This window comes from Pseudomonas sp. Yb2C2, assembly GCF_052112325.1.
In the GTDB taxonomy this organism is placed as follows: Bacteria; Pseudomonadota; Gammaproteobacteria; order Pseudomonadales; family Pseudomonadaceae; genus Aquipseudomonas; species Aquipseudomonas marginalis.
In genome coordinates, this window is record NZ_JAVAJK010000011.1 from 83,025 (window position 1) to 103,627 (window position 20,603).

The 20,603-nt window shown below is 61.3% G+C and carries 13 protein-coding genes, 1 tRNA gene and 1 pseudogene; 4 read left to right on the top strand and 11 right to left on the bottom strand.

The genetic code is table 11. The features are described from left to right. Window positions 1-142: 142 nt before the first annotated feature. The 11 genes from bcsQ (Q8X51_RS16895) to Q8X51_RS16945 form a co-directional block, all read right to left on the bottom strand. Window positions 143-1,072 (bottom strand): cellulose biosynthesis protein BcsQ, encoded by a 930-nt coding sequence (bcsQ, locus tag Q8X51_RS16895; protein ID WP_407693530.1) that lies wholly within the window; start codon window positions 1,070-1,072, stop codon window positions 143-145. Window positions 1,073-1,247: 175 nt separating this feature from the next. Next, window positions 1,248-2,372 carry an alginate O-acetyltransferase AlgX-related protein gene (locus Q8X51_RS16900; RefSeq protein WP_074848431.1) on the bottom strand — a complete coding sequence of 375 codons (1,125 nt, stop codon included), beginning with the start codon at window positions 2,370-2,372 and terminating at the stop codon, window positions 1,248-1,250. 12 nt (window positions 2,373-2,384) lie between these two features. After that, window positions 2,385-3,800, bottom strand: coding sequence for an MBOAT family O-acyltransferase (locus Q8X51_RS16905; protein ID WP_027605097.1), 1,416 nt, complete (start codon window positions 3,798-3,800; stop codon window positions 2,385-2,387). A 17-nt stretch (window positions 3,801-3,817) separates the two neighbouring features. Next, window positions 3,818-4,483, bottom strand: coding sequence for a DUF4397 domain-containing protein (locus tag Q8X51_RS16910; protein ID WP_065925770.1), 666 nt, complete (start codon window positions 4,481-4,483; stop codon window positions 3,818-3,820). After that, complete coding sequence (locus Q8X51_RS16915) at window positions 4,483-5,148, bottom strand: SGNH/GDSL hydrolase family protein (RefSeq protein WP_027605099.1); 666 nt, start codon at window positions 5,146-5,148, stop codon at window positions 4,483-4,485. Before Q8X51_RS16915 ends, Q8X51_RS16910 begins: the two co-directional genes overlap by 1 nt. 17 nt (window positions 5,149-5,165) lie before the next feature. After that, window positions 5,166-9,005, bottom strand: coding sequence for a cellulose biosynthesis protein BcsC (locus Q8X51_RS16920; RefSeq protein WP_065925772.1), 3,840 nt, complete (start codon window positions 9,003-9,005; stop codon window positions 5,166-5,168). Further along, window positions 8,987-10,183, bottom strand: a complete 1,197-nt coding sequence (bcsZ, locus tag Q8X51_RS16925; protein WP_027605101.1) for a cellulose synthase complex periplasmic endoglucanase BcsZ — start codon at window positions 10,181-10,183, stop codon at window positions 8,987-8,989. Before bcsZ ends, Q8X51_RS16920 begins: the two co-directional genes overlap by 19 nt. Beyond that, window positions 10,180-12,447, bottom strand: coding sequence for a cellulose biosynthesis cyclic di-GMP-binding regulatory protein BcsB (gene bcsB / locus Q8X51_RS16930; RefSeq protein ID WP_027605102.1), 2,268 nt, complete (start codon window positions 12,445-12,447; stop codon window positions 10,180-10,182). The genes bcsZ and bcsB overlap by 4 nt, the downstream gene beginning before the upstream one ends. Then, window positions 12,444-14,663, bottom strand: coding sequence for a UDP-forming cellulose synthase catalytic subunit (gene bcsA, locus Q8X51_RS16935; RefSeq protein WP_065925774.1), 2,220 nt, complete (start codon window positions 14,661-14,663; stop codon window positions 12,444-12,446). The genes bcsB and bcsA overlap by 4 nt, the downstream gene beginning before the upstream one ends. Then, window positions 14,660-15,709, bottom strand: a complete 1,050-nt coding sequence (bcsQ, locus tag Q8X51_RS16940; protein ID WP_407693529.1) for a cellulose biosynthesis protein BcsQ — start codon at window positions 15,707-15,709, stop codon at window positions 14,660-14,662. Before bcsQ (Q8X51_RS16940) ends, bcsA begins: the two co-directional genes overlap by 4 nt. Before the next feature lie 573 nt (window positions 15,710-16,282). Next, complete coding sequence (locus Q8X51_RS16945) at window positions 16,283-16,693, bottom strand: hypothetical protein (RefSeq protein ID WP_065925775.1); 411 nt, start codon at window positions 16,691-16,693, stop codon at window positions 16,283-16,285. Window positions 16,694-16,881: 188 nt separating this feature from the next. Here Q8X51_RS16945 and Q8X51_RS16950 point away from each other — a divergent pair. The 4 genes and pseudogenes from Q8X51_RS16950 (at window position 16,882) to Q8X51_RS16965 (ending at window position 20,603) form a co-directional block, all read left to right on the top strand. Next, window positions 16,882-16,957 (top strand) — tRNA-Thr (locus Q8X51_RS16950). A gap of 164 nt (window positions 16,958-17,121) precedes the next feature. After that, on the top strand, window positions 17,122-18,450 hold the full coding sequence (locus Q8X51_RS16955) for a tyrosine-type recombinase/integrase (RefSeq protein ID WP_407693528.1): 1,329 nt from the start codon (window positions 17,122-17,124) through the stop codon (window positions 18,448-18,450). Window positions 18,451-19,350: 900 nt separating this feature from the next. Continuing rightward, window positions 19,351-20,331 (top strand): annotated as a pseudogene (locus Q8X51_RS16960) (integrase domain-containing protein). Beyond that, window positions 20,328-20,603, top strand: coding sequence for a hypothetical protein (locus tag Q8X51_RS16965; RefSeq protein WP_407693527.1), 276 nt, complete (start codon window positions 20,328-20,330; stop codon window positions 20,601-20,603). Before Q8X51_RS16960 ends, Q8X51_RS16965 begins: the two are co-directional and overlap by 4 nt.

Sequence of the window (20,603 nt, forward strand, 5' to 3'; positions counted from 1 at the left end):
TCATTTTTTGTTCACAGAATAAAACGCACGTAAAACAGGCAGTTGCGGGGTGTTGAGAATGGCTCCACAACCTGATCATTTCGCGACAGCCCAAACAACCAATTGTGCATAAGCATCTGGCGTCAAGCACATAAAGCGGCATTTACAGTTGCTTTTTGCGGGCAATCAGCAGACGGCAAAGCTCATTGATATCGTCACCGGCCAGGCTCAACGCCTGGCTGTCCAGCGGGTCGGCGCCGAACGCCAGGGCTTCGCTGATCCCTACGTCGTGATGCACCTCAAACGGCTCTTTCGTCCCCAGTCGCTGCCGGAATGCCTCAACCATATCCAGGCTGAAGGCACTGTCCTCATCCAGCTGGTTAAGCACGTAGTGAACGTGCGGCGCTCGGTCGCGCTCAAGGTGCGGCGCCAGCAGCCCATCGAGTTGGTCCAGGGTTCCCAGGGACGCCGCGTCGGCCTGGGCGACCACCAGCACCACATCCGCCACGCTCACGGCTTGATGGAAATAGACGCTGTTACCGGCGGGGGTATCGAGGATCACCGTGTGGCGGGCGTCCAGGCCCAAGGCGTGCAGCCGCTGCGCCAGCCAGTACGGTTCATGTTTCAGCCAGCGCTGCAGGGTGTCCTGCTGCTGGATATCGGTGTCGCCAAAGGTAATGACGCGGCTGCCGACAAAACCGGGCTGCTGGATGTGTTTCCAATGCGCATTCTGCAGGCTGGCGAGGCCGATGCCCGTTGAGGTCGGAGCGACACCGAAGTGACGGCGCAAGGCGTTTTGCGGGTCCAGGTCCACCGCCACCACCGATTCGCCCAGGCGCTGCAAACCACTGCTCAACAGGGTGGCCAGTGTGCTGCGCCCCACGCCTCCGTTGACCGACACCAGCGCCACCACGCAAGGGCGCCGCTCGGCCTTCTCCATCAGTGCGGACTGTACAGTGGAATCTTGAGGGGGAAAGGGGGTGCCATCCTCCACGGGAATGCTGCCAAAAAAGTGCAGTCGCGAATTCAGGCCACGGGGGTCACGCCTGACATCTTTGCCAAGCAGAGCAAGAAGACCGTCGGTAAAGCTCATAGCGCACCCTCCTCACGGCGAAGCTTAAAGACGTGAAAAGGTCAGCTGATACGACTGCTTACCGCAGGTCTTCTTATGGTCGCCCTTGTGCAGGCAGTCTGCTTCAAGCGCACAAAAGTGTCATTATTTTGATGGCTAAGCCGTCTATTTTTTAGATAAACGGCAAAACGTCAAATTACCGACCAATGCTGATCGCGTCGTATGGAGTCTGCAGATCCCGCTCAGGGATTTCCCAAATCAACAACTTCGGCGGGGTTTGCTTGAACGCCGGGCTGTCGAAGTACGCCTTGGCTGCGCCGGAGAACTCGCCGCCGTCCTTGCTGAAATTGCCCACGGGAGCGTTCAGGGCTTTCTGCAGGAAGCCGACAAAGTTGGAATTGCGCGAGAACGAAGTACCGATCAGTGCCACATTGGGCAACCCGGCGTCGCCGAACAGGTCATCAGTGTTGCTGGTGGCGCCACCCGCTTCGTGGGCGGAGCTGGCCGCGACCGACTCTCCCGGGGGCTGCAACTTCGGCGGTAACCAGTCGAGACCGGCCAGGCGCACCAGATCACCGGGGCGCACGGCAAGCGGTGCCTGGGTGATCTCAAAGGTTTGCTCGGGCGTAGCCTTGATCTCACGTTGCTGGATGCGTTTTGCCAGCGCCTGGGCGCCGGCGTTGGAGCCGATTTCGCTCCAGTGGGTGTCGGTGCGCAGGTATGCCTCGGGCCCGAGGGGTTTTAAGGTATCGGTGAGGTCCAGCGCGGACACTCCAGCGGCCTGCAAAGTGGCCGTCCAGTCCTGAATCCGGCTGTTGAGCACTGCCGGTCGGTACAAGCCACACAGCTGGGCAACCGCAATGCGGCTCTTGTCCGGTACCACCACCACTTGCAGCTCGATACCTTTTTCACCCAGTTGCCGCTGCAGGTCGATCACGGCCTGGGCCTTGGTCTGTGCGTTGGCCTGGGCGTGGCGGTTGATGCGCAGTTCATCGCTGATAAACAGCCAGCCCGGGCAACCCGGCCGCACGCGTGGGCCGGTGTCGCCGAACGCCAGCCAGCTTGCGCCACGTTCCAGGTTGGCCGCCTGGATCGCCATCGGCGCCTTGGCCAGTTCCTTGGCGAAACGGTGGGTCAACTCACCGTGCAGCAGCATGTCGCTGTCGACCTTGGCGGGCAAGAAGCTGATCGGCCCCTTCACCATCAGCCAGGCGCAGGACAGCAGCCCCGCCGCCAGGAAGGGCACCAGCACCCAGGCCGCCAGGGGGCTGGTGCGAACAGCCAAGTCGCTCGGAGGAGTCGGCGCGGTAGGAGCGGGCATGGTCGGGCGTCCTTAGAACTGAAAGTACAGAAACGGTACGGCGTCGCGGCTGGCGATCAGCGCGAACGACAACACAAACCCGGCCACCGGCCACAACGAAGCGGCCACCACAAACCAGGGCTGGGTACCGAAACGCTGCTCGCAACGCACCTGCCAGATCGGCGCAATGATGCATACCAGGCCCAGCAACGCCGCCATGCCGTGGGCCGGGCGCATGGCCACGGCCATGGCGTCACCCAAGGCCACGCCATGCATACCGAACTGGCCGGCGTACATGGTCAGTGCCGAATGGAAGTCCGGCGCGCGGAACAAGGTCCAGGCCAGGCACACAAACAGCAACGTCAGGATGTGCGACAGCACCGGCGGAATGCGCGGCAGGCTCGACCGCGACCAGGCGCGATCCACACACAGCGCGATACCATGCGCCGCCCCCCACAACAGGTAGTTCCAACTGTCGCCGCCGTGCCACAACCCGGCGATTGCCATGGTCAGGAACAGGTTGCGATAGGTACGCCACACGCCGTCGCGGTTACCGCCCAGGGCGATATACAGGTAGTCGCGCAACCAACTGGACAACGACAAGTGCCAACGACGCCAGAAGTCCTGGATGCTGCTGGCCAGGTACGGGCGGTTGAAGTTTTCCGGGAAGTGAAAGCCCAGCATCAGGCCCAGGCCGATGGCCATGGCGCTGTAGCCGGCGAAGTCGAAGAACAGTTGCAGCGAATAAGCCAGGCAACCGATCCACGCATCCACCAGGCTGGGGTTTTCCAGGTGGAAGGCAATGTCCACCAATGGCGACAAGGTGTCCGCCACCAGCACTTTCATGCCCATGCCGATCATGAAGCGCCGCGCGCCGAGGGAGAAATTCGGCCAGTTGAAATAACGCTGGTTAAGCTCACGGCGAACCCAGTCATAACGGATGATCGGGCCTGCAATCGAGTGGCCGAACATCGAAATGTACGTGGCGTAATTAATGAAGCTGCGTTCCACCGGCACCGTATGACGGTGCACGTCCACCAGGTAGGAAATCGCCTGCAGCACGATAAATGACAAGCCGGCCGGCAAGGCCACGCGCTGCCAATCCAGCGGCATGGCGCCGTACCAGGTGATCACCTCGCTCACGGTACCGGCGACGATGTTGGCGTACTTGTACCAACACAGCACCGCCGTGTTGAACACAATCAACGCGATCAACAGGCGCACCCGGCCTTTGCCGTCCTCACGGGAACGGTCCACCAGCAGGCCGCCGACCCATGCCACCACGGTCAACACCATGTGCAGGAACAGGAACAACGGACTCAGCCAGCCGTAGAACAACCAGCTGCCGATCAACAGGATGACGTTGCGCCAGCTCGGACGAGCCAGGGCATAGATCAACAGGAAGGCCGGCAGGAACAGCGTGAGGAATTCGAGTGAGGCAAAGACCATGGTGGTGTCGGGCCCGATCAGTTAGCGAGTGCGTCGGAAGCGAACAGCAACTTCGAACCTGCAGCCGAAGGGACGGCCAGCACGCTATAGCGCTCACCCGCCTTGAGGGTGAACGTCAGCGGCTGGCCCACCGGAGCACCGGCGCACTTGAGCTGCACCGACAATTCCAGCGGGTTGATCATGCGGCGTTGCAGCGAACCTTCGGCCACCTTCTTGAACAGCTCGGCCTTTTGGGCCACGGCTTCCAGGCTGGCGTCGGCGCAGGCGGCATCGGCATTGATAAAGGCCAGGGAAGCCTTGAGCGCGTTGAAGTCGTCCGGTTGCTCACGCACCACCAACTGGCGCGTGGCGCCCTGGGCGTCGACCAACGCGACCACGGTGGCGAATTCGCCGGGGGCCACGGTCACCGACAGGTCGGCGTTTTTGCCGTCGCGGCTCAACACGCCCTTGATCGGCTTGTCACCCCCCACCACCGGCAGGAAGGCCGACACGGCTTTATCCCCGCTCAACACCAGGCTGGCCTTGGAACCGTCCGCCACCAGCTTCAACTCGCCGGGAGTGCCATTGGCAAAACGCAGGAACGCTGCGTCTTGCTCCGGCCCGGTGGGGTACAACGGGATGTCGGCGCTGTAGGCGCTGACACTGGCGAGCAAGGTCGCCAGGCCCAGAGTCATGCGTTTCATTATTTGCTTCCTTTACCGTAGGCCGATGGCGGCAGGTCGCCCAGGGCCGTACCAATGGCCTTGGCCCATTTCTGGTAGCCGTCGATGGTGAAGTGCTGGCCGTCAGTGGTGATCCACTCGCCCGGCTTGGAGAAGGTCAGCGAATCGATGTAGGTGCACGGCGCCACGTTACTGGCCAGGAAGGCCGACATCAGCTTGGTGCGGGTGTCGTCCTTCTTGTACTGGGAACCGACCTTGCCCCACGGCGGACCGACCCACACGCACTTGGTGCCGGTGTCGGTGATCGCCTTGGTCAGCGAGGTCACGCTTTTCCAGGCCCAGGCCTTGGGGAACACCGGGTTGGTGTACGAGCCCATGGTGTCGCCGATGATCAGCACGACAACGTCGGGTTTGTCCTTGGCAATCAGTTCCTGGATCGGCGTGGTGCTCATGGCGTTCTTGCCGTAGATCACCGCTTTGCCGGTGGGCAGGCGCTCGCCGCCACACTCGACTTTTTTCGGTACGACCCAATCCGCCGCACCAGCACCGCAGGCACCGATGGAATGAACCACCGCGCCTTGCTTGGTCAGGTTGTCTTGCAGCGGGTTGAGCAACGAATCGGGAAAGCTCATATGACTTTCGCCCAGTACCAGCATGGTTAGGCCGGCAATCGCAGAAACAGGCATGAATGACTCCGATTTAATCAGTTGGAATAAGGGGAACGGTACGGGCTGACCGGCAAAGGCATAGGTCCGCTCAGGTCTTCGAACAAGTAGCGCAGATAGGCATTACCCGCGTACTGGCGGTAATCCTGGGCGTTATCGAGTCCGATTTCACCTCCCAGGTAGAACCGCGAGCTGAGACGGTATTCGGCAGCCGCGTTGAAGCTGTAGCCGACGCCGGTTTTGCTGGTGCTCTCGTACTTGGGATTACCCCTGGACGCTTGCAGCGTGCTTTCGCCCGGGAAGAAATCCGCCCCATCTTGCGCGATATGCTGCAGGCCTACCGAACTTTTTACCTGGTAACTGAAGCGATCAAAGCTTTGTGCCCAACGAATCGGCACGCCCAGGGAGAAGAAGCGCTGCGGACTGAAGTAACCACCGTTGCCGTAGGTGTAGAAGTCCTGGTTTTCCTTGAAGGTCATCGCCGAGCCGCTGATACCCAGGGTCAACGTGTCCCGCTGGTTGTTGCGCAGATACCAGTAGATGCCGCTGCCCAGTTCCAGGCGGGTGTTGTCTTCGACGTTATTGCCCAGCAATTCATGCAGCGACGCGTAGCCGTAGACGCCCAGCTTCTGGTTGTCATAGCTCAGCTCACCACGGCCGCCGTTGGCGGTGACGCCGCCCCATTTGTTGCCATCGCCGTCTTCGGAACCCGCGAAGGAAGTGACACTGTCGGTGACCGGACGCCGGGAAATATTGGCGCCATAGCGGAAGTTCGAATTGGCCTCGAACGGACGCGAGACACTCACGCCACCCACCAGGGTGTTGTAGAGGAAGCCCAACGGGCTGACCCCGACGTCGGCCTTGAGGCCTTCATCCGGATTCTCGAACGCGACGGCCAAGCCAACACCGGTGTCGCTCTGGGAGCCCGCCGGGGTGGTGGTGCCTTTGCCGAAACGCGACAACGCATCGCTGCCCACGCTGCCCGCACTCAAGTGCACCGGCGTGACGCGCAATGCTATGGTGTTATCGCCGACCGGCATGCGCGCTTCGAACGGCGCTTCCACATCGGTGATCTTGCTCAAGCCTTTCTCGCCGTTATTGCTGCGCACGCTCAAGCCCTGCACCACATACCCGGTACGGTCACGCAGGATGGTATCCAGCGCACGCCGTGCCGGGCTCAGCTCGGGGCTGTCGATGGAGGCGATGGTCGACGGCGGCACAAACGGGTCGCTCAGGTCGTTGGACGTCGCGCTGGCAAACGCGCTGGACGTGACGGTCTTGGTCGGTGCATCGATCGGCGGCGGCACGGCGCCGGCGACAGTCAGGTCGGTGACCTGGCGGCGCTGGCCCGGCAAGCCCACGAAGGGGTTATACGATTTGCCCTGAGGTTCGGCCTGGGCCACCTGGGTCCTGGCCTTCATCGCGGTTTCAATCGCCAGGGCCTTGCGCAGCAGTTCAGCGGCTTCGCTGTTCTTGCCCAGGCCCTGATAGATGCGTGCCGCCGAAGTGAGGATCTCCGGGTTGCCCGGTTCGAGCGCCAGGGCCTTGTCGCTGGCCGATTGCGCCAGGCTGCGGTCGTTGCCTTTCAGGGCGATGTCCGCCAGACCCAATTGCAGGCGCGCATTGTTCGGGTTCTGCTGGATCAACGGCGTGTACAGCTCCATGGCCTTCTTGCCATTGCCGCTGGCCGCGTACATGCGCGCCAGGGCACCGACACCCAATGCGTCGTTCGGGCGCTGGGCCAGGGCCGGGGAAAGCATGTCGTAGGCCGCCACCAGGTCGTTCTTCTCGCGCAGGGCGTCGGCCTGCTTGACCCGGTACAGGTAGATCAAATCGTCATAGCGCTGGCGACCGATCTCGGTCAACGGCTGGCCTTGCACTTCGCGCAGGATCTCGCCCGCCTCGCTGTACTTGTTGGCCTTGAGCAGTACGTTGGCGTACAGCAGTTTCTGGTCGACGGTGGGGTTGGGGTTGTTCTCCACCACTCTCTGCATCATGTCCAGGCCGAACTGCGGGGCGCCCACTTCAACATAAGCAGCAGCCAGCACCGCCACGCGCTCAGGTTTTTGCCGGGTCAGCGACTCGGAACGACCAAGCAGCGCCAGGGCTTCCGGACGCTGGCCACGGCGCGCTGTTTCGATGGCGATGTCCGTTTGCTGATGCAGGGCGATATCGATCGCCAGCTCGTTCATGTCCGCCGTGCGCTGGGCGGTGGGGATGCGCCCGAGGGTGGCCTCGGCTTGTTTCCACTCGCTCAGTTCAGCCGACAACAGGGTACTGGTGTACAGCGCATCCGGTTGGTTGGGCTGGGTCTTGAGCAGGCCGTCGATCAAGGCACGCGCATTGCGGATCTGACCGTCGCGCAGGTACATGCGCGCCAGGGCAAAGCGGGTCCAGGGGTTTTCCGGGTCGGCGTCGAGGGCCTGGCGGTAGGCGGCTTGCGCGGCCTTCAGGTCACCGCGCTGCTCGGCCAGTTTGCCGACCTGGGTAGCGCGCAGTGCGTTGATTTTCACGCTCGGCGCAAACTTGGCGCGCTGGGCCGGCGACACCGAGTCGATCAGCTTCAGGGCTTCATCCGGCTGGCCGGATTGGGACAATACGTTGATCAAACCGCTGAGCGCATCCGGGTCGCCAGGGTGACGGGCCAACACCTTGCGGTAGCCGGCTTCGGCAACGTCGAACTGGTTGTCCTGGGCCTGGAAACCGGCCAAGGCGATTGCCGCACCCGGTTGGCCCGGGTTCAGGCGCTCGGCCTGGGCCACCAGGTCACGGGCCTGGGCACCGCGGCCGGCGCGCTGGGCATCACGGCTCTGGCTGATCAGGTTCCAGTAACGCACGTCGTTCAGGGCCGACTGCCATGCGGCGCCACCGGGCAAGCGCGTGGCCTGCACCAGGTAGTTTTCCGCATCGCTGAAACGCTCTTGCTGTTGACGCAACACGCCCATGCCACCAAGGGCATCGACGTCATTGGATTTTTGCGCAAGGCGCGCCGTGAGCAGTGGCTCGGCGGTTTTCAAGTCGCCGTCGTCCAGGGCCTTGAATGCCTTGGTCATCTGCGGATCACGCTGCCAGGCACCGCCGCCCTTGCCTTGGGCGATGCCCTTGTCCATGAGCGCGCGGATCTCGGTGTCATCCGGGTGCACGGTGAGAAATTGCTGGAACAGCGCCACCTGGTCCGGCTTCGGTGGGCCGAGCCAGACCAGCGCAAAGCGCCAGGTTTCATCGGCGTTGCCGCCCACGTCGTTGTTCGAGGCCAGCTTGGCCAACGCACGGATACCGTCCGGCCGGGTTGCCGGGTTGCGTGCCAGGTGCTTGGCCAGGAACAGCGCAACGATCGGATCGTTGGGCCGCTCACGGGTCAGGCGCTGCAGGCCGGCAATGGCCTCATTGGTGCCCTTGGCGGTAAAACCCAGGGTGTTGTAGTACTCACGGGCGATCAGGCCCTGGGGCTGGCGGCCCTGGAAAATCTGACGGTACAAGGCCACGGCCTTTTCGCGCTCGTCTTCGGGCTCACCCAATTCACGCGCCTGCTCCAGCAGCTTGGCATTTTCCGGCATGTTGACGGTGATGTCCTGCTCCAGCTGCAACGCCTGGCGCGGCACCGGGCTCAGCGCTTGCAGTCGGGCCAGGTACTTTTGCGCCTCGGCCGGGTGGTTCTGCTGCATCTGGATCAGGCCGATGCCATAAAGCGCGTCCGGCTGCTCGGGGCTCAGGTTAAGCAGTTTCTGCCAGGTCTCCAGGGCCCGCTCGGGGTTTTTCTTCGCCTGCCAGTAGTAGCCCTGCTCGATCAGCAGGGACTGCGGGTCGCTGGTTTCAGCGAAGCTGGCGGTCGAGGCCAGGGCGGCGAGAATCGCAATGGCTAGCGTGTGACGGCGCATGCTGCCTCCCAGGAAAGTTTGACCGTACCATCTTGTTCAAAACGGTACTTCTGATCGGAAAAGCCTTGGCTGAACAGGCTGAGCATGTAGTCGTAGTAGATCGGCTGCGCGCTGTCCGGCGCCGAGGGAGCCAGGGCTTTGTTGAGCGCGTCGTCGACCTTGGCCTTTTGCAGTTGTGCCAGGGCGGTTTCGCCACGGGCCTGGAAGAAGGCAATGGTCGACGCCGAGAAGCCGATCGGCGAATAGCCGTTGTTCTTCTCGACTTCGCCGGTGGTGACGTGGATTTTCTCCGGCGGGAAGCCGGTGGCCGCCGCAGCCGTCGCCCGGGACATGCCCCCCAGGGACTTGAGCATGCCCGCCGCGAGTGGATCGGCCTTGGCGGTCATGCCGGCCCACATGTAGGTGCGGATCGCGTCGTAGCTGCCCAGGTCATCGGAGAACGGGTCGACCACAAACAGCCCGGTGTTGGCACTGGTCGCGCGGTAACCGACCCAGTTGGCCGCCAGGCCATGGGGGTTGCTGGCGGTGTCGGCGAGCATCCGCGCGTTGCTTTCGGCCACTTCGTTCCAGCCGGCATTCGGCCGCTCTTTATGGAAGCGACGTAGCTGCGCCAGCACCTGGTAGCTCGGGTTGAACCGCCACAGACCACCGGCATGGGCGTAACCCACCGGCCCCGGCAACAGCATCTTGCCCAGGCCCGGCACACGCACGATCAGGTTGCGTTCCACATTGGCCAGCACCAATTGCGCATCGGCGCGGTATTGCGGTGCATTCCACACGCGGGCCGCTTCAAGCAGGGCGTAGGCCATCCACAAATCCGCGTCGCTGGCAGAATTGGGGTCGATCACGCCCCAGGTGTTGTCAGGCTTTTTGCCCCACAACCAACCTGGCAGGTTCTGGCCGATATCGGCCCCCGACATGTTGGCCTTGGTCCAGGTCCACAGCTTGTCGAAGCTGCCACGGTCGTTGCCGACCAGGGCGAAGAACATCGCGTAGGACTGCCCTTCGGAGCTGCTCTCGGTAGGCTTCATGGAGGAGTTGAGCACGCGGCCGTCGTCCTGCACGAAGCGCTTGGCATAGTTCTGCCACAACGGCCAGTCGCAGCTCTGCGCCTGCGCCACACCAGCACACATCAGCGAGCCCAGCGCTATCAGGGCCATGCTACGCAGCGGGCTCATGCCAACCGCCGTTTTGCACGGGCACGCAGCGACAGGTAGATCAGCGACGTGACCACCGCCAGACTGAGGAAGGTGATCAACAGCATCCACCCCAGGTGCTGGGACAGTTGCCACTGCATGAACTTGAAGTAGTTGAGCTTGCCGACGTAGTACTGCTCGTCCGCCACCAGCGAGCTGATCTGCGTGCCTTGCACCACCGCCAGGCTGCCCTGGATCGAATCTTTGTAGTCGTCGCCGCCGATCAGGGCGGAGGTAGCTTCCAGCAGGCCTTGCGGCTGGTTGCTGGCGATCAGGACCACGCTGCGCCCGGACTTGAGCGGCGATTGGAAACCGGCCAGCCAGGTGCTGCTGCTCAAGCTGTTGAAGGTGATCCCGGTATTGGCCTTGTGGATATTGGCCGCCGGATCGGGGCTGACCCAGCTGCGCACATAACGCGGCAGGTCCGACAACAGGAACTGATGCTGCGCGCCATCGCTGGTCGCCGGCAGGTACTGCTGCCACTGCTTGAGCAGCGGTTGGTTGGCGGCGGTGGCGAGCACCAGCAGGTCCTTGTCGGCGACGCTTTGCACATCTTTGGCCTGTACCACTTTCACGGCAGTCGCCGGGTAACCGGTGGCTTCGCCGAAGCGGCCGAGCACGGTCAGGTAAGCGGTGATTTCATCGGTGCCGAAGTTGTCCGGCATGACCACGGCGGATTCCGACAGGTCGGCCAGGCGCGTGAACGGGAAACCGGAGTCGTTGAACACACCCAGGTTAGGCATGGCGATGTAGTGCTGGTAACCGGTGACATCGAGGGTCGAGTCCGGGTCGACGGAACCGCGCATGTTGTCGACGATAATGTCGCGGCATTCGCCTTCCTTGATGTAGTCGTACATAAAGCGCAACTGCAGCTTGGACTTGGGCGATGCCGAGCTGATCGGCAACAGGGTCGTCACTTCACGGGGCAGGCTTTCGTCTTTCTTCAACTGGTCGAGCAGGGTTTGACCGCCGCCCAGGTTGGTCACCGACGGCAGCGCCACGGACTTCATGAACTGGTCATTCAGACCGATCAGCAGCGCGGAATTGGTCGACACCTGCTGTGGGGTGTAACGGTATTTGAGGTGCAGCGGCACGCCTTCTTCACGCCAGTTGAACAGGTCAGGCGGCAGGCGCATGTCAACGCTGATGGCGCCGGGATTGTAGCCCGACACACTGAGTTTCTGCTGCTCGACCAACTCACCGAGGCGCACCGGGCGGTTGCTCGGCAGCCAGTTCGGGGCGTCATAGGGACGGCGCGGCGCGAGGGCTTCGAGCTTGGTGATGACCACGCTGTTGCCGGCCAATACCGGGCTACCCAGCACCACGGCGGTGGCGGCGCGCTTGAGCTCTTGCGCGTCACGGCCGGTGACGATCAGCAGCTTGCCATTGGCGTCGGTGGGGTTGGCGATCAGGGTCAACGTCGGGCCGGTCGGCTTGGCGATGGCGACACCGTGCACATCCATGGCTTCGGCGGTTTGCACCAACACGATGGCATTGCCCTTGGCCGGCAGCTCGCCGAGGGTGGTCGGGAAGGTCGCGCCACGGTAGCTGGCGAGGCCGCCGATCCAAGACGACAACGCACCGGCCGCTTCCAGGGCGGCACTGTCCGGCGCGGTGGCGAACACGAACGGCAGGCTCACCCGGCGCGCGTCACGCTTATCGAAGAATGGCAGCGGCAGCACGGCCAGGTCGTCCTTGAGGACGATCGGCTCGACCTGCACTTTCAGCTCACTGCTGTTGCTGATCTTGGCCCACAGGCTGCTGTGCAACGGGTCTTCGCAGGACATGGTGTAGTGACCGATGAACTGCAGGCTCAAGCGGTTGAATTCGGTGATCAACTTCGGCGGGATCTGCACCAGTTGTTCTTGCTGAGTACCGGCCCCCTCTTTGGGCAACGCCAGGCTGGCGGCTACTTCGCCGTTGACCAGCACGTTGATCTGCGACAGGTCCGCCAGCAACGCCGGCGAGTAGCTGTACTTGAGCAACAGTTGCGCGCCCTTGACCACTTCGTCGGCACGAATGTCGAAGTTGACGCTGTCGGAAGACTCCACCCCTTGCAGGTTCATGGTGTCGCGACGCCCCAATTGCTTGAGGGTCAGGCTGTAGCCGTTGTCGGTGCTTTGCACGGGCACGGTGGTCACCGCTTGCTCGGCAGCTTGCGCCAGGGTATTGAAACCCATCAGCGAGGCGATCATCAGCGCGAGTGCACGGCGCGGATGAGGGCGAGCGAAAATCTTCGAGGTCATGGCTTGTCCATCAGCGTATCAAGCGGTTTTTTGGGGGTGCGGCTCAAGGCCAGACGCAGTTCGTGTAGGGTGGCGCGGCCGAGGGTGAACAGGCCGCCGATGCCGATGGAGCTGACTTCGCGCAGGGCCGCCAGCGGCGTATCCGGTTGGCCGGCGCCCCAGCTCGCGGCCCAGGTGTCGGCACGGGAGAAGGTCAGGCGTACCAATTCGCTTTGCTGGCGCAGGCTGAGGGGTTCGAACTGGGCGCCGATCTGCGCCCCTTTGCTGAACACCACGCGTGCATCGAACAGGCTGTCCTGGCCGTTGCGCGAGAGCACCAGTTGCACGCGCTCGCCCTGGGTGATCGAGTGACCATCGGTGAGCATCAGGCCGAAGCCGTTCTGCGAGAAATCCTGGGTAGTGCCATCCAGCACTCGCCCGTCGGCACAGATAATGCTCACCGGTAGCTTGGCGCTGACGCGCGGCTCGGAACGCACCTGGCGCGCCTCCGAGGCCACGGCGACGGCGGCGCTGGTGATGATCAGGTTGTAGAGGGTCCAGGTCAGGTTGATCGCCACCGTCACAGCCGTGGACGCATCGCCCCAGATCAACTGATGGATACCAAAGCCTAGGCCGACCAGGTTCACGGCCAACAGCACCAGGTAAGGGCGCGCCAGCTTCCAGTCGAAGAACTGCTTGTCGATGATGCCGCCCTTGTCGGTGACGTTGAAGCCACCGGCCTTGGGGTTGACCAGCGCCACCAGCACCGGCGGCAGGATGTACCAGGCCAGTACGGTCTCGTATACCTCGTTCCAGAACGAGTGCCGGAAGCGGCCCTGGATGCGTGAGTTGGTCAGGCTTGAATGCACCAGGTGCGGCAGTACATAAGCGACGATCATCAGCGCCGAGGCATGGAAAATCTCCGCGCCAAAGACCAAATAGGCCAGCGGTGCGGTGAGGAATACCAAACGCGGCAAACCATAAAAGAAGTGCAACATAGCGTTGGCGTAGCAGATGCGCTGGCCCCACTTGAGGCCCTTGCCCAGCAGCGGGTTGTCGGTGCGGAAGATCTGCGCCATGCCCCGCGCCCAGCGAATCCGCTGGTTGATGTGGCGCGACAGGCTTTCCGTGGCCAGGCCCGCGGCTTGCGGGATCGCCAGGTACGCCGTGTTGTAGCCCAGGCGGTTGAGCTTGAGCGCGGTGTGGGCGTCTTCGGTCACGGTCTCGACGGCTACCCCGCCGATTGCCAGCAGCGGCTCACGGCGAATCACCGCACACGAGCCGCAGAAGAAGGTGGCGTTCCACAGGTCGTTGCCGTCCTGTACCAGGCCGTAGAACAACTCGCCCTCGTTGGGCACGGCGCGGAAGGTGTCGAGGTTCTTTTCGAACGGGTCCGGCGAGAAGAAGAAGTGCGGCGTTTGCAGCATCGCCAGCTTCGGATCCTTGAGGAACCAGCCAAGGCTGACTTGCAGGAAGGAGCGCGTCGGCACGTGGTCGGCGTCGAACAGCGCGACGTATTCGCCGTCGGTGACCTTCAACGCTTCGTTGAGATTACCGGCCTTGGCGTGGAAGTTGTTGTCGCGACGGATGTAGTTGACCCCGACCTTGCGGCAGAACTCGCGAAAGTCATCACGGCGGCCGTCATCGAGCACGTGCACACGCAGCTTGTCCTTGGGCCAGTCCATCGCCTGGGCGGCGAAGATGGTCAGTTTTACGATGCTCAGCGCTTCGTTATAGGTGGGGATGAACACATCCACCGTCGGCCATTCTTCCGGCTCGGTCTTGAGCCACACCGGGGTGCGACGCAGCGGCCAGGCGGTTTGTACGTAGCCGAAGATCAGCACGATCAGGGCGTAGAACTCGGCGGCGACCAGGCCGTAGCCGAAGAACATGTCGAGCCAGGTTTCAAAGCCCAGGGTGGAGGTGAGTCGCCAGAACATGTAGCGCAGCGAGGCCACCAGCGACAATACCACCAGCGCGAGGATTGCCAGGCGCCCCGGGATCTTGCGCAGCACCAGCACCGCCATGAAGCACACAACGGCAAACAGGCATTGGCTGTAGAGGTCCAGCGGCGCACTGATAACGCCAAAAAACAGCAGGGCACCGAGCACGCAACTGGCAAATACCAGCACCGTACGTAGTGCCGCAGGCCAGCGATTGAAGCGCGCGATGGCGCCATTCAGGCGCTGTTCAGCGCGCCCTTCGACGAAGGGCGTGGAGGACGTATTGTCGGTCATGGAAGGTCCGAGTCGATGCGTTCGAGCAAGGCGCGGCACAGGGCGTGGACGTCCTGGCAGCCGATACTGTTGACGGTAGGGTCGAGGGGATCACGCCCGTAGGCCTGGGCTTCGCTGAACGCCAGGTCGCGGTGTACCGTGCCCAGCAGGGCACTGCCGAGGCGCGTCTTGAACACCTCGGCCATGTCCAGGCTGAAGCGGTGGGCGGCGTCCAACTGGTTGATCACATAAAAGCGTTGTGGCGGTTTTGCGCGTTGCAGGTATGGCGCCAGCACGCTGTCCATCTGCTCCAGGGTGCTGAACGACGCCACATCCGACTGCACCACCACCAGCACCGCGTCGGCAACCGACATGGCTTGGCGGAGGTACACGGTGTTGCCCGCCGGTACGTCGATGATGACCGTGTCCTGGCCGTTCAGCTTAAGGCTGGCCAAACGCTTGCCAAGCCACTCGGGATCCTGACCCAACCAGCGATTCAAGCTCTGCTGCTGCTCGTGGTCAGTGCCACCGAACGCCACCAGGCGGCAACCGCCAAAGCCGCGTTCAGGCAGGGCTTCCCAGCTTTCGTTAAGCAAGCTGGTAGCGCCGATGCCAGGGAAGTCGAGGCCCAGGCACAGGTGGTGACGCAGGGCGTTTTGCGGGTCCAGGTCGAGGGCAAGCGCCGGGTGCCCCTGGCGCTGCAAGCCACTGGCAATCGCAGCAGACAAGGTGCTACGGCCGACACCCCCTTTAACCGAAACCACCACCACCACTTTCGGCGTGGACTGCTCCGAATACACCTCGCCTTGCGGGCCCGATATTACTTCGGACAGTGGCAGGTGGTCGGCATCGCCATGGTTCAGCTCTTCGAGCAAACGCAACAACGGGGCCGATGGGGCTTCATCCAAGAGAGCTGCCACTGCAGGCGGGGGAGCAACAACCTCCGGGCTTTCCAGGACCTCTACTTCGTCCTCGATAAACTCATGGATAAAGTCGATTTCGCGGTAGCCATTCGGGTTGGCACCCAGCTTGTTGAATAGTTTTGAAATGTCATCTGCTCGACTCACTCACTGCCCCTCCCCACCTGGTTTGCGCTTTAAAGGCGATAAAAAGGTCAGCGAAGAGCTGACCTTGTATTTTTATAGTTATGTGTTGGCCGAGGCATTCTGTGATATCACATTGATGGTGTCAGTATTTTGATGCTTTTAGCTCGATATTATCCGACGAACGGCGTGGCGCCATTTTTATGACGAATCCAGCGATAAAAATGCATTCGTTGTAAGAACATGAACTTGCACCGATTTATCGTGATTTTTGTTGGCCTGATGGTCAAAAACGGCACAAATCTGACATACCCATAAACAAATAATCCGTTGCCTCAAATCTGTCTCGAAAATTTGCCTACACGATTTTGCGATTAAACCTACTATTCATATCGCGCGACAGAATACGCAAACCGCGCCTGGATTCAAGGCAAAACCCACCCGGCGGTCGCCCGCGACGTCTGTGCACAACTAAGCAAAACCCACGCCGCTGGACACTTCCTCGACCTTCAATGAACCCACCCATTGAACCAAGAGGATACCCAGCACGAGCGCGAACGCGTTGACCATCGTCAGCCAGCGGACAACTGCTCAGGCTTATTGATGAACCCGCCGCTCGGTGAATTCATAATCACCCTGGCAATCGCTGGTGGGGTCCGCTGCCACACTCACGTAATGCACGGTGTCCGGGTCCACCAGCTTATAGGTGTACACATCCGGCGAACGCACCCCATCGGTGCGCAACTCGTTCTTACCGTCGGCCGCCGACCACGACCCCTGCTCGGTCCGAATCACCTGCGTCTGCTGCGCATCGCGAAAGAAGGTAATGGTGAAACGGCCATCGGCCTTGAGGTGGTTGGTCCACGACAGGAACTGACAGTTGCCGGTTTCCGAACGCAGGCCTTTCCAGGTACCGACCAGCGCGGGGTCGTTGCCGGGCTTGGTAATGGAGCACGCGCTGAGAGCGGCGGTGAGGAGGATGAGGCACAGGGAGAGAATCCGTTTCACGTGGGGCTTCCTTAGGCAGGGATGAACTCAACATCGCACCGGCCAGACCGCCCGACGACGAGGGAAGAATCCTACCCGCGCTTGCCGGAAAAAGGGGCGTTCGTGAAAAAAGCTCGGGTTCTGCAAAAATAGTCAGAATTCAGGGGTTTACAGAACGTTGCCAATCGCTATAATCGTCGCCCTAACACGCCGGTATAGCTCAGTTGGTAGAGCAACTGACTTGTAATCAGTAGGTCCCGGGTTCGACTCCTGGTGCCGGCACCACATTAGGCTCCATTGCATTCCACCGAATGCTCTAGAAGCCCCGAAAACCCGCCCTTTGGCGGTTTTTTTCGTTCCAGGACCCTCTGTCGGGATCCAACAAAATCCCCCTTCCCCGAGGGTATGTTAGGGGTACTGCGATTTTCCGGTCAGGAGCGCGTACCCCTATGCCACGTCTAGCGATCCCTCTCAGCGACCTGCAATGCCGCACGGCCAAAACCCGCGAACGCGCCTACAAACTGTTCGACGGCGGCGGCATGTACCTTTTCGTCAAACCCAATGGCGTAAAGACCTGGCGCTTGAAGTACACCAAGCCCAGCGGCAAGGAAGGCACGCTCATCATCGGCAATTACCCCATCGTTACCCTTTCCGTCGCACGACGTAAGCGAGACGAAGCCAAGGCGTTGCTGCTCGACAACCTCGACCCAATGGAAGAAAAGAAGAAGGCCAAGATCGTAGCCCAGCGTGCGGCATTGCTTTTCGAAACCGTTGCTCTGGAGTGGCACGCCGACATGTCCCGTCGCTGGACCGAAGGACACGCAAAAACCGTGATGAGCCGACTGCGTACCCACGTCTTCCCGCTGATCGGCCAACGACCCATCGCTGAACTCGATACCCATGACCTGCTAGAGATCACCCAGCGCATCAAGGAACGCGGCACCATGGATGTGGCGTTACGGGTACAGAACTACTTATCCACCATCATGCGCGGGGCCAAAAGGGCTCGGCAGATCACCATGAATCCTGCACTGGATCTGGCAGGCTCGATTCACGCGCCGCGCACAGTCCATCGCCCGGCCCTGTCCCTCAACCGCCTACCCGAACTGCTACACCGTATCGACAACTACAACGGTCGCGAGCTGACGCGCCTTGCCGTCCTGTTGACGTTGCATGTATTCGTCCGCTCCAGCGAACTACGCTTCGCTCGATGGAGTGAGTTCGACCTTCAACGCGCCATGTGGGAAATCCCAGATACGCGCACACCGATTGAAGGGGTACGCAACTCCACACGCGGGACCAAAATGAACGGCGACATTCAAATGGTTCCGCTATCGCCGCAGGTCATCGAAATACTGGAGCGCCTGCGCAGCCTCAGTCGCTTTTCAGAGTTGGTGCTACCGGGCGACCACAAGTACTGGAAGCCCATGTCCGAGAACACGGTGAACACCATGCTCCGCAACGTCGGCTATGACACCAGCAAGGACGTGTGCGGTCACGGCTTCAGGACCATGGCCTGTAGCGCCCTGCTGGAGTCCGGGTTATGGACCGACGCAGCCATCGAACGGCAAATGAGTCACAAGGAACGCAACCGCGTGCGCGCCGCTTATATCCACAAGGCCGAATTTCTCGAACAGCGTCGGCTGATCATGGCGTGGTGGAGCAACTACATCGACGCCAACCGCCATGGGCATGTGACGCCCCACGAATTCGCTCACCCGGTCGGCGACAACATTACCGCCCTACAAAATAGCCGTGGCGCATCAAAACGTGGGTAAACCAATGAGATCACCGCAGTCCGCCCTTCCACGCGGGTCCATCCAAGCGGGGCTGCAAAGCCGCCCTGCTTGGATGGACCTCACTTAAAAAATCTAAAGCCCACGCAACTGTCTGTGGAAAACCACTGATTTCCACCGGTGGATAATTTCATCCACAGCCGCAGAATTCCCGAAAATTCGAGCCTTGACCCAAATTATCCACAGGCGTAGAAAAGATCGGGCAAAGCGCTGTCGTTGACAGCAGCCCCAGGTAGCCAGAACCTTTAAGGCTACGCCACACCGTGGTGGTTCTCCCAAAGTGCGATTAGCGTCCGGCGGCTCGCACGGTCACAGCGATGTGATGGATGCCTACTTTTACCAGTGTGCCCACTGCGGCAACTTCCCCCTTTCATAGCTGCCTTGCAGCAACCTATCCGCTTGGCCATTTCCTTGCGCCAACCTGCGCCCGTCTCTTTCTCCCGGAAAGAGACGGGCGCTCCTACCGCTGCTGCAGCCCAACTCGTACAAGGCTTTGCGGCATTCCCCCTCGTGACAATCGGCGTGACAAACACCGAAATCACCAGCAACAGCGATGCAGATGATGGTGCCGCAGCCCACGGAATGGACTGCACCTGACTGACAGTCAGGCATGCCCCGGTCATCGCTTCACTGCCTTCACCCGACTCAGGATCTCGCGGCGCCGGTCTCGTCAGCCAGCGCTGCCTCCACCCGCCCGCTTCCTCGGAAGTGTTCAGGAGGCCAGATCATGAGATGCCCTAGCTCCCGGTCCTAAGGAGCCGCCAGTCCTGCGTAGTGGACAAACCCCACAGGTCGCAGGGGCCTTGATCCCTGATAACACTCAGCATTCTTGGCGGGATGACGTGGGGCGAGAACGGGAGAACGGCACATGAGGTGACCGACATGGCATTAGTGGGTAGACGCGATGGTCGTAATTTCGGTTACGGCAGGCAATTGAGTTATGCAGGGCCCCAGGCATTGAAAGACGTGTTCAGCGGTGGCCACTACGGCACGGTCAAGGCACACAGTGATCGGTGGCAGGCGTTCGTGAAGTGATGCCGTTCCGAACAGGGGCCCGGTATCAATGATGCGCGCCAGATTGAACGGAAAATGTTGGTGGATTACGCAGCGTACCTGTGCGACTTGGTTAGGCGCGGTGATCTTGCTATTAGTACCGCACAAAACCGCCTATCCAGCGTGAACAGGACCATGGCAGCGCTTCGCGGTGATCAGCATGTGAAACTGCCAAGTCCGAGCAAGGCATTGGGCATGCAGCGCACCTGTGTTCGTCACTCGGTGCCGCAGGGCCAAGAGCACGAACAGGTTAAGCAGATCGTCGATGCGCTTTGCCGGCATCATCAGCTACGGGTCGCCGCGATCGTTCTGTTGGCGCGATCCACCGGCATGCGCTTGCGTGAGGCCATCATGGCTGACCTGCCACGGTTAAGCCGTGAGGCTAACGACCTAGGCAGGATTAACATTCAGGACGGCACTAAAGGCGGCCGCGCCGGTGCCTCGGCACCCCGGTGGATTTCGGTGGATGCGCACGTTCGAGGCGCGCTTGGATTTGCGCAGCAGGCTTCGCCTGCGGGAAGCCGCAACCTGATAGCGTCAAACGAAAGCTACCTGAGCGTTTTGCAGAAAGTCGTCCGCCCGGCGCGGGACATCCTGCATGCATACAACCTCAAAGGCTTTCATGAACTCAGGGCCGCGTTCGCATGTGAGCGCTATGAGTGGATTACCCATCATCGCGCGCCTATCAACGGCGGTAGATGTTACCAGGTAGATGGGGGCCTTGATCATGAGGCTCGACGACAAATCAGCTATGAGTTGGGTCACGGTCGGATTGACGCGGTCGCTGCGTACATTGGAGGACGGACATGAGTAAGCCCTTCAATATGGAATTGTTCCTGGCTGGTGCGCTGACCGGATCGCATGCGACGCGGCAACGCCATTTGCGACAGGCGAAGTTTATCCAAGCTGAAATTGAAGAGCGTTGGCAACTAGAGACGCCTTGGGCTTGGAAGAGAAAGCATGTGACTTGGTTTCTTGAGTGTCGCCTAGATCGACGCAGCGAGGCGACGCGGTACTACTACCTGCTAACGGTCCGCCTGCTCGCTCGACGTCTAGATACGTCATGGGTTTTCAATCTCTGA

Excerpts from the sequence above, each read along its gene's own strand:
- bcsB (WP_027605102.1), bottom strand. The coding sequence starts at position 12,447 with ATGACCTCGAAGATTTTCGCTCGCCCTCATCCGCGCCGTGCACTCGCG.
- bcsZ (WP_027605101.1), bottom strand. The coding sequence starts at position 10,183 with ATGAGCCCGCTGCGTAGCATGGCCCTGATAGCGCTGGGCTCGCTGATG.
- bcsQ (WP_407693530.1), bottom strand. The coding sequence starts at position 1,072 with ATGAGCTTTACCGACGGTCTTCTTGCTCTGCTTGGCAAAGATGTCAGG.
- Q8X51_RS16965 (WP_407693527.1), top strand. The coding sequence starts at position 20,328 with ATGAGTAAGCCCTTCAATATGGAATTGTTCCTGGCTGGTGCGCTGACC.
- Q8X51_RS16915 (WP_027605099.1), bottom strand. The coding sequence starts at position 5,148 with ATGCCTGTTTCTGCGATTGCCGGCCTAACCATGCTGGTACTGGGCGAA.
- Q8X51_RS16910 (WP_065925770.1), bottom strand. The coding sequence starts at position 4,483 with ATGAAACGCATGACTCTGGGCCTGGCGACCTTGCTCGCCAGTGTCAGC.
- Q8X51_RS16920 (WP_065925772.1), bottom strand. The coding sequence starts at position 9,005 with ATGCGCCGTCACACGCTAGCCATTGCGATTCTCGCCGCCCTGGCCTCG.
- bcsA (WP_065925774.1), bottom strand. The coding sequence starts at position 14,663 with ATGACCGACAATACGTCCTCCACGCCCTTCGTCGAAGGGCGCGCTGAA.
- Q8X51_RS16905 (WP_027605097.1), bottom strand. The coding sequence starts at position 3,800 with ATGGTCTTTGCCTCACTCGAATTCCTCACGCTGTTCCTGCCGGCCTTC.
- Q8X51_RS16955 (WP_407693528.1), top strand. The coding sequence starts at position 17,122 with ATGCCACGTCTAGCGATCCCTCTCAGCGACCTGCAATGCCGCACGGCC.
- Q8X51_RS16900 (WP_074848431.1), bottom strand. The coding sequence starts at position 2,372 with ATGCCCGCTCCTACCGCGCCGACTCCTCCGAGCGACTTGGCTGTTCGC.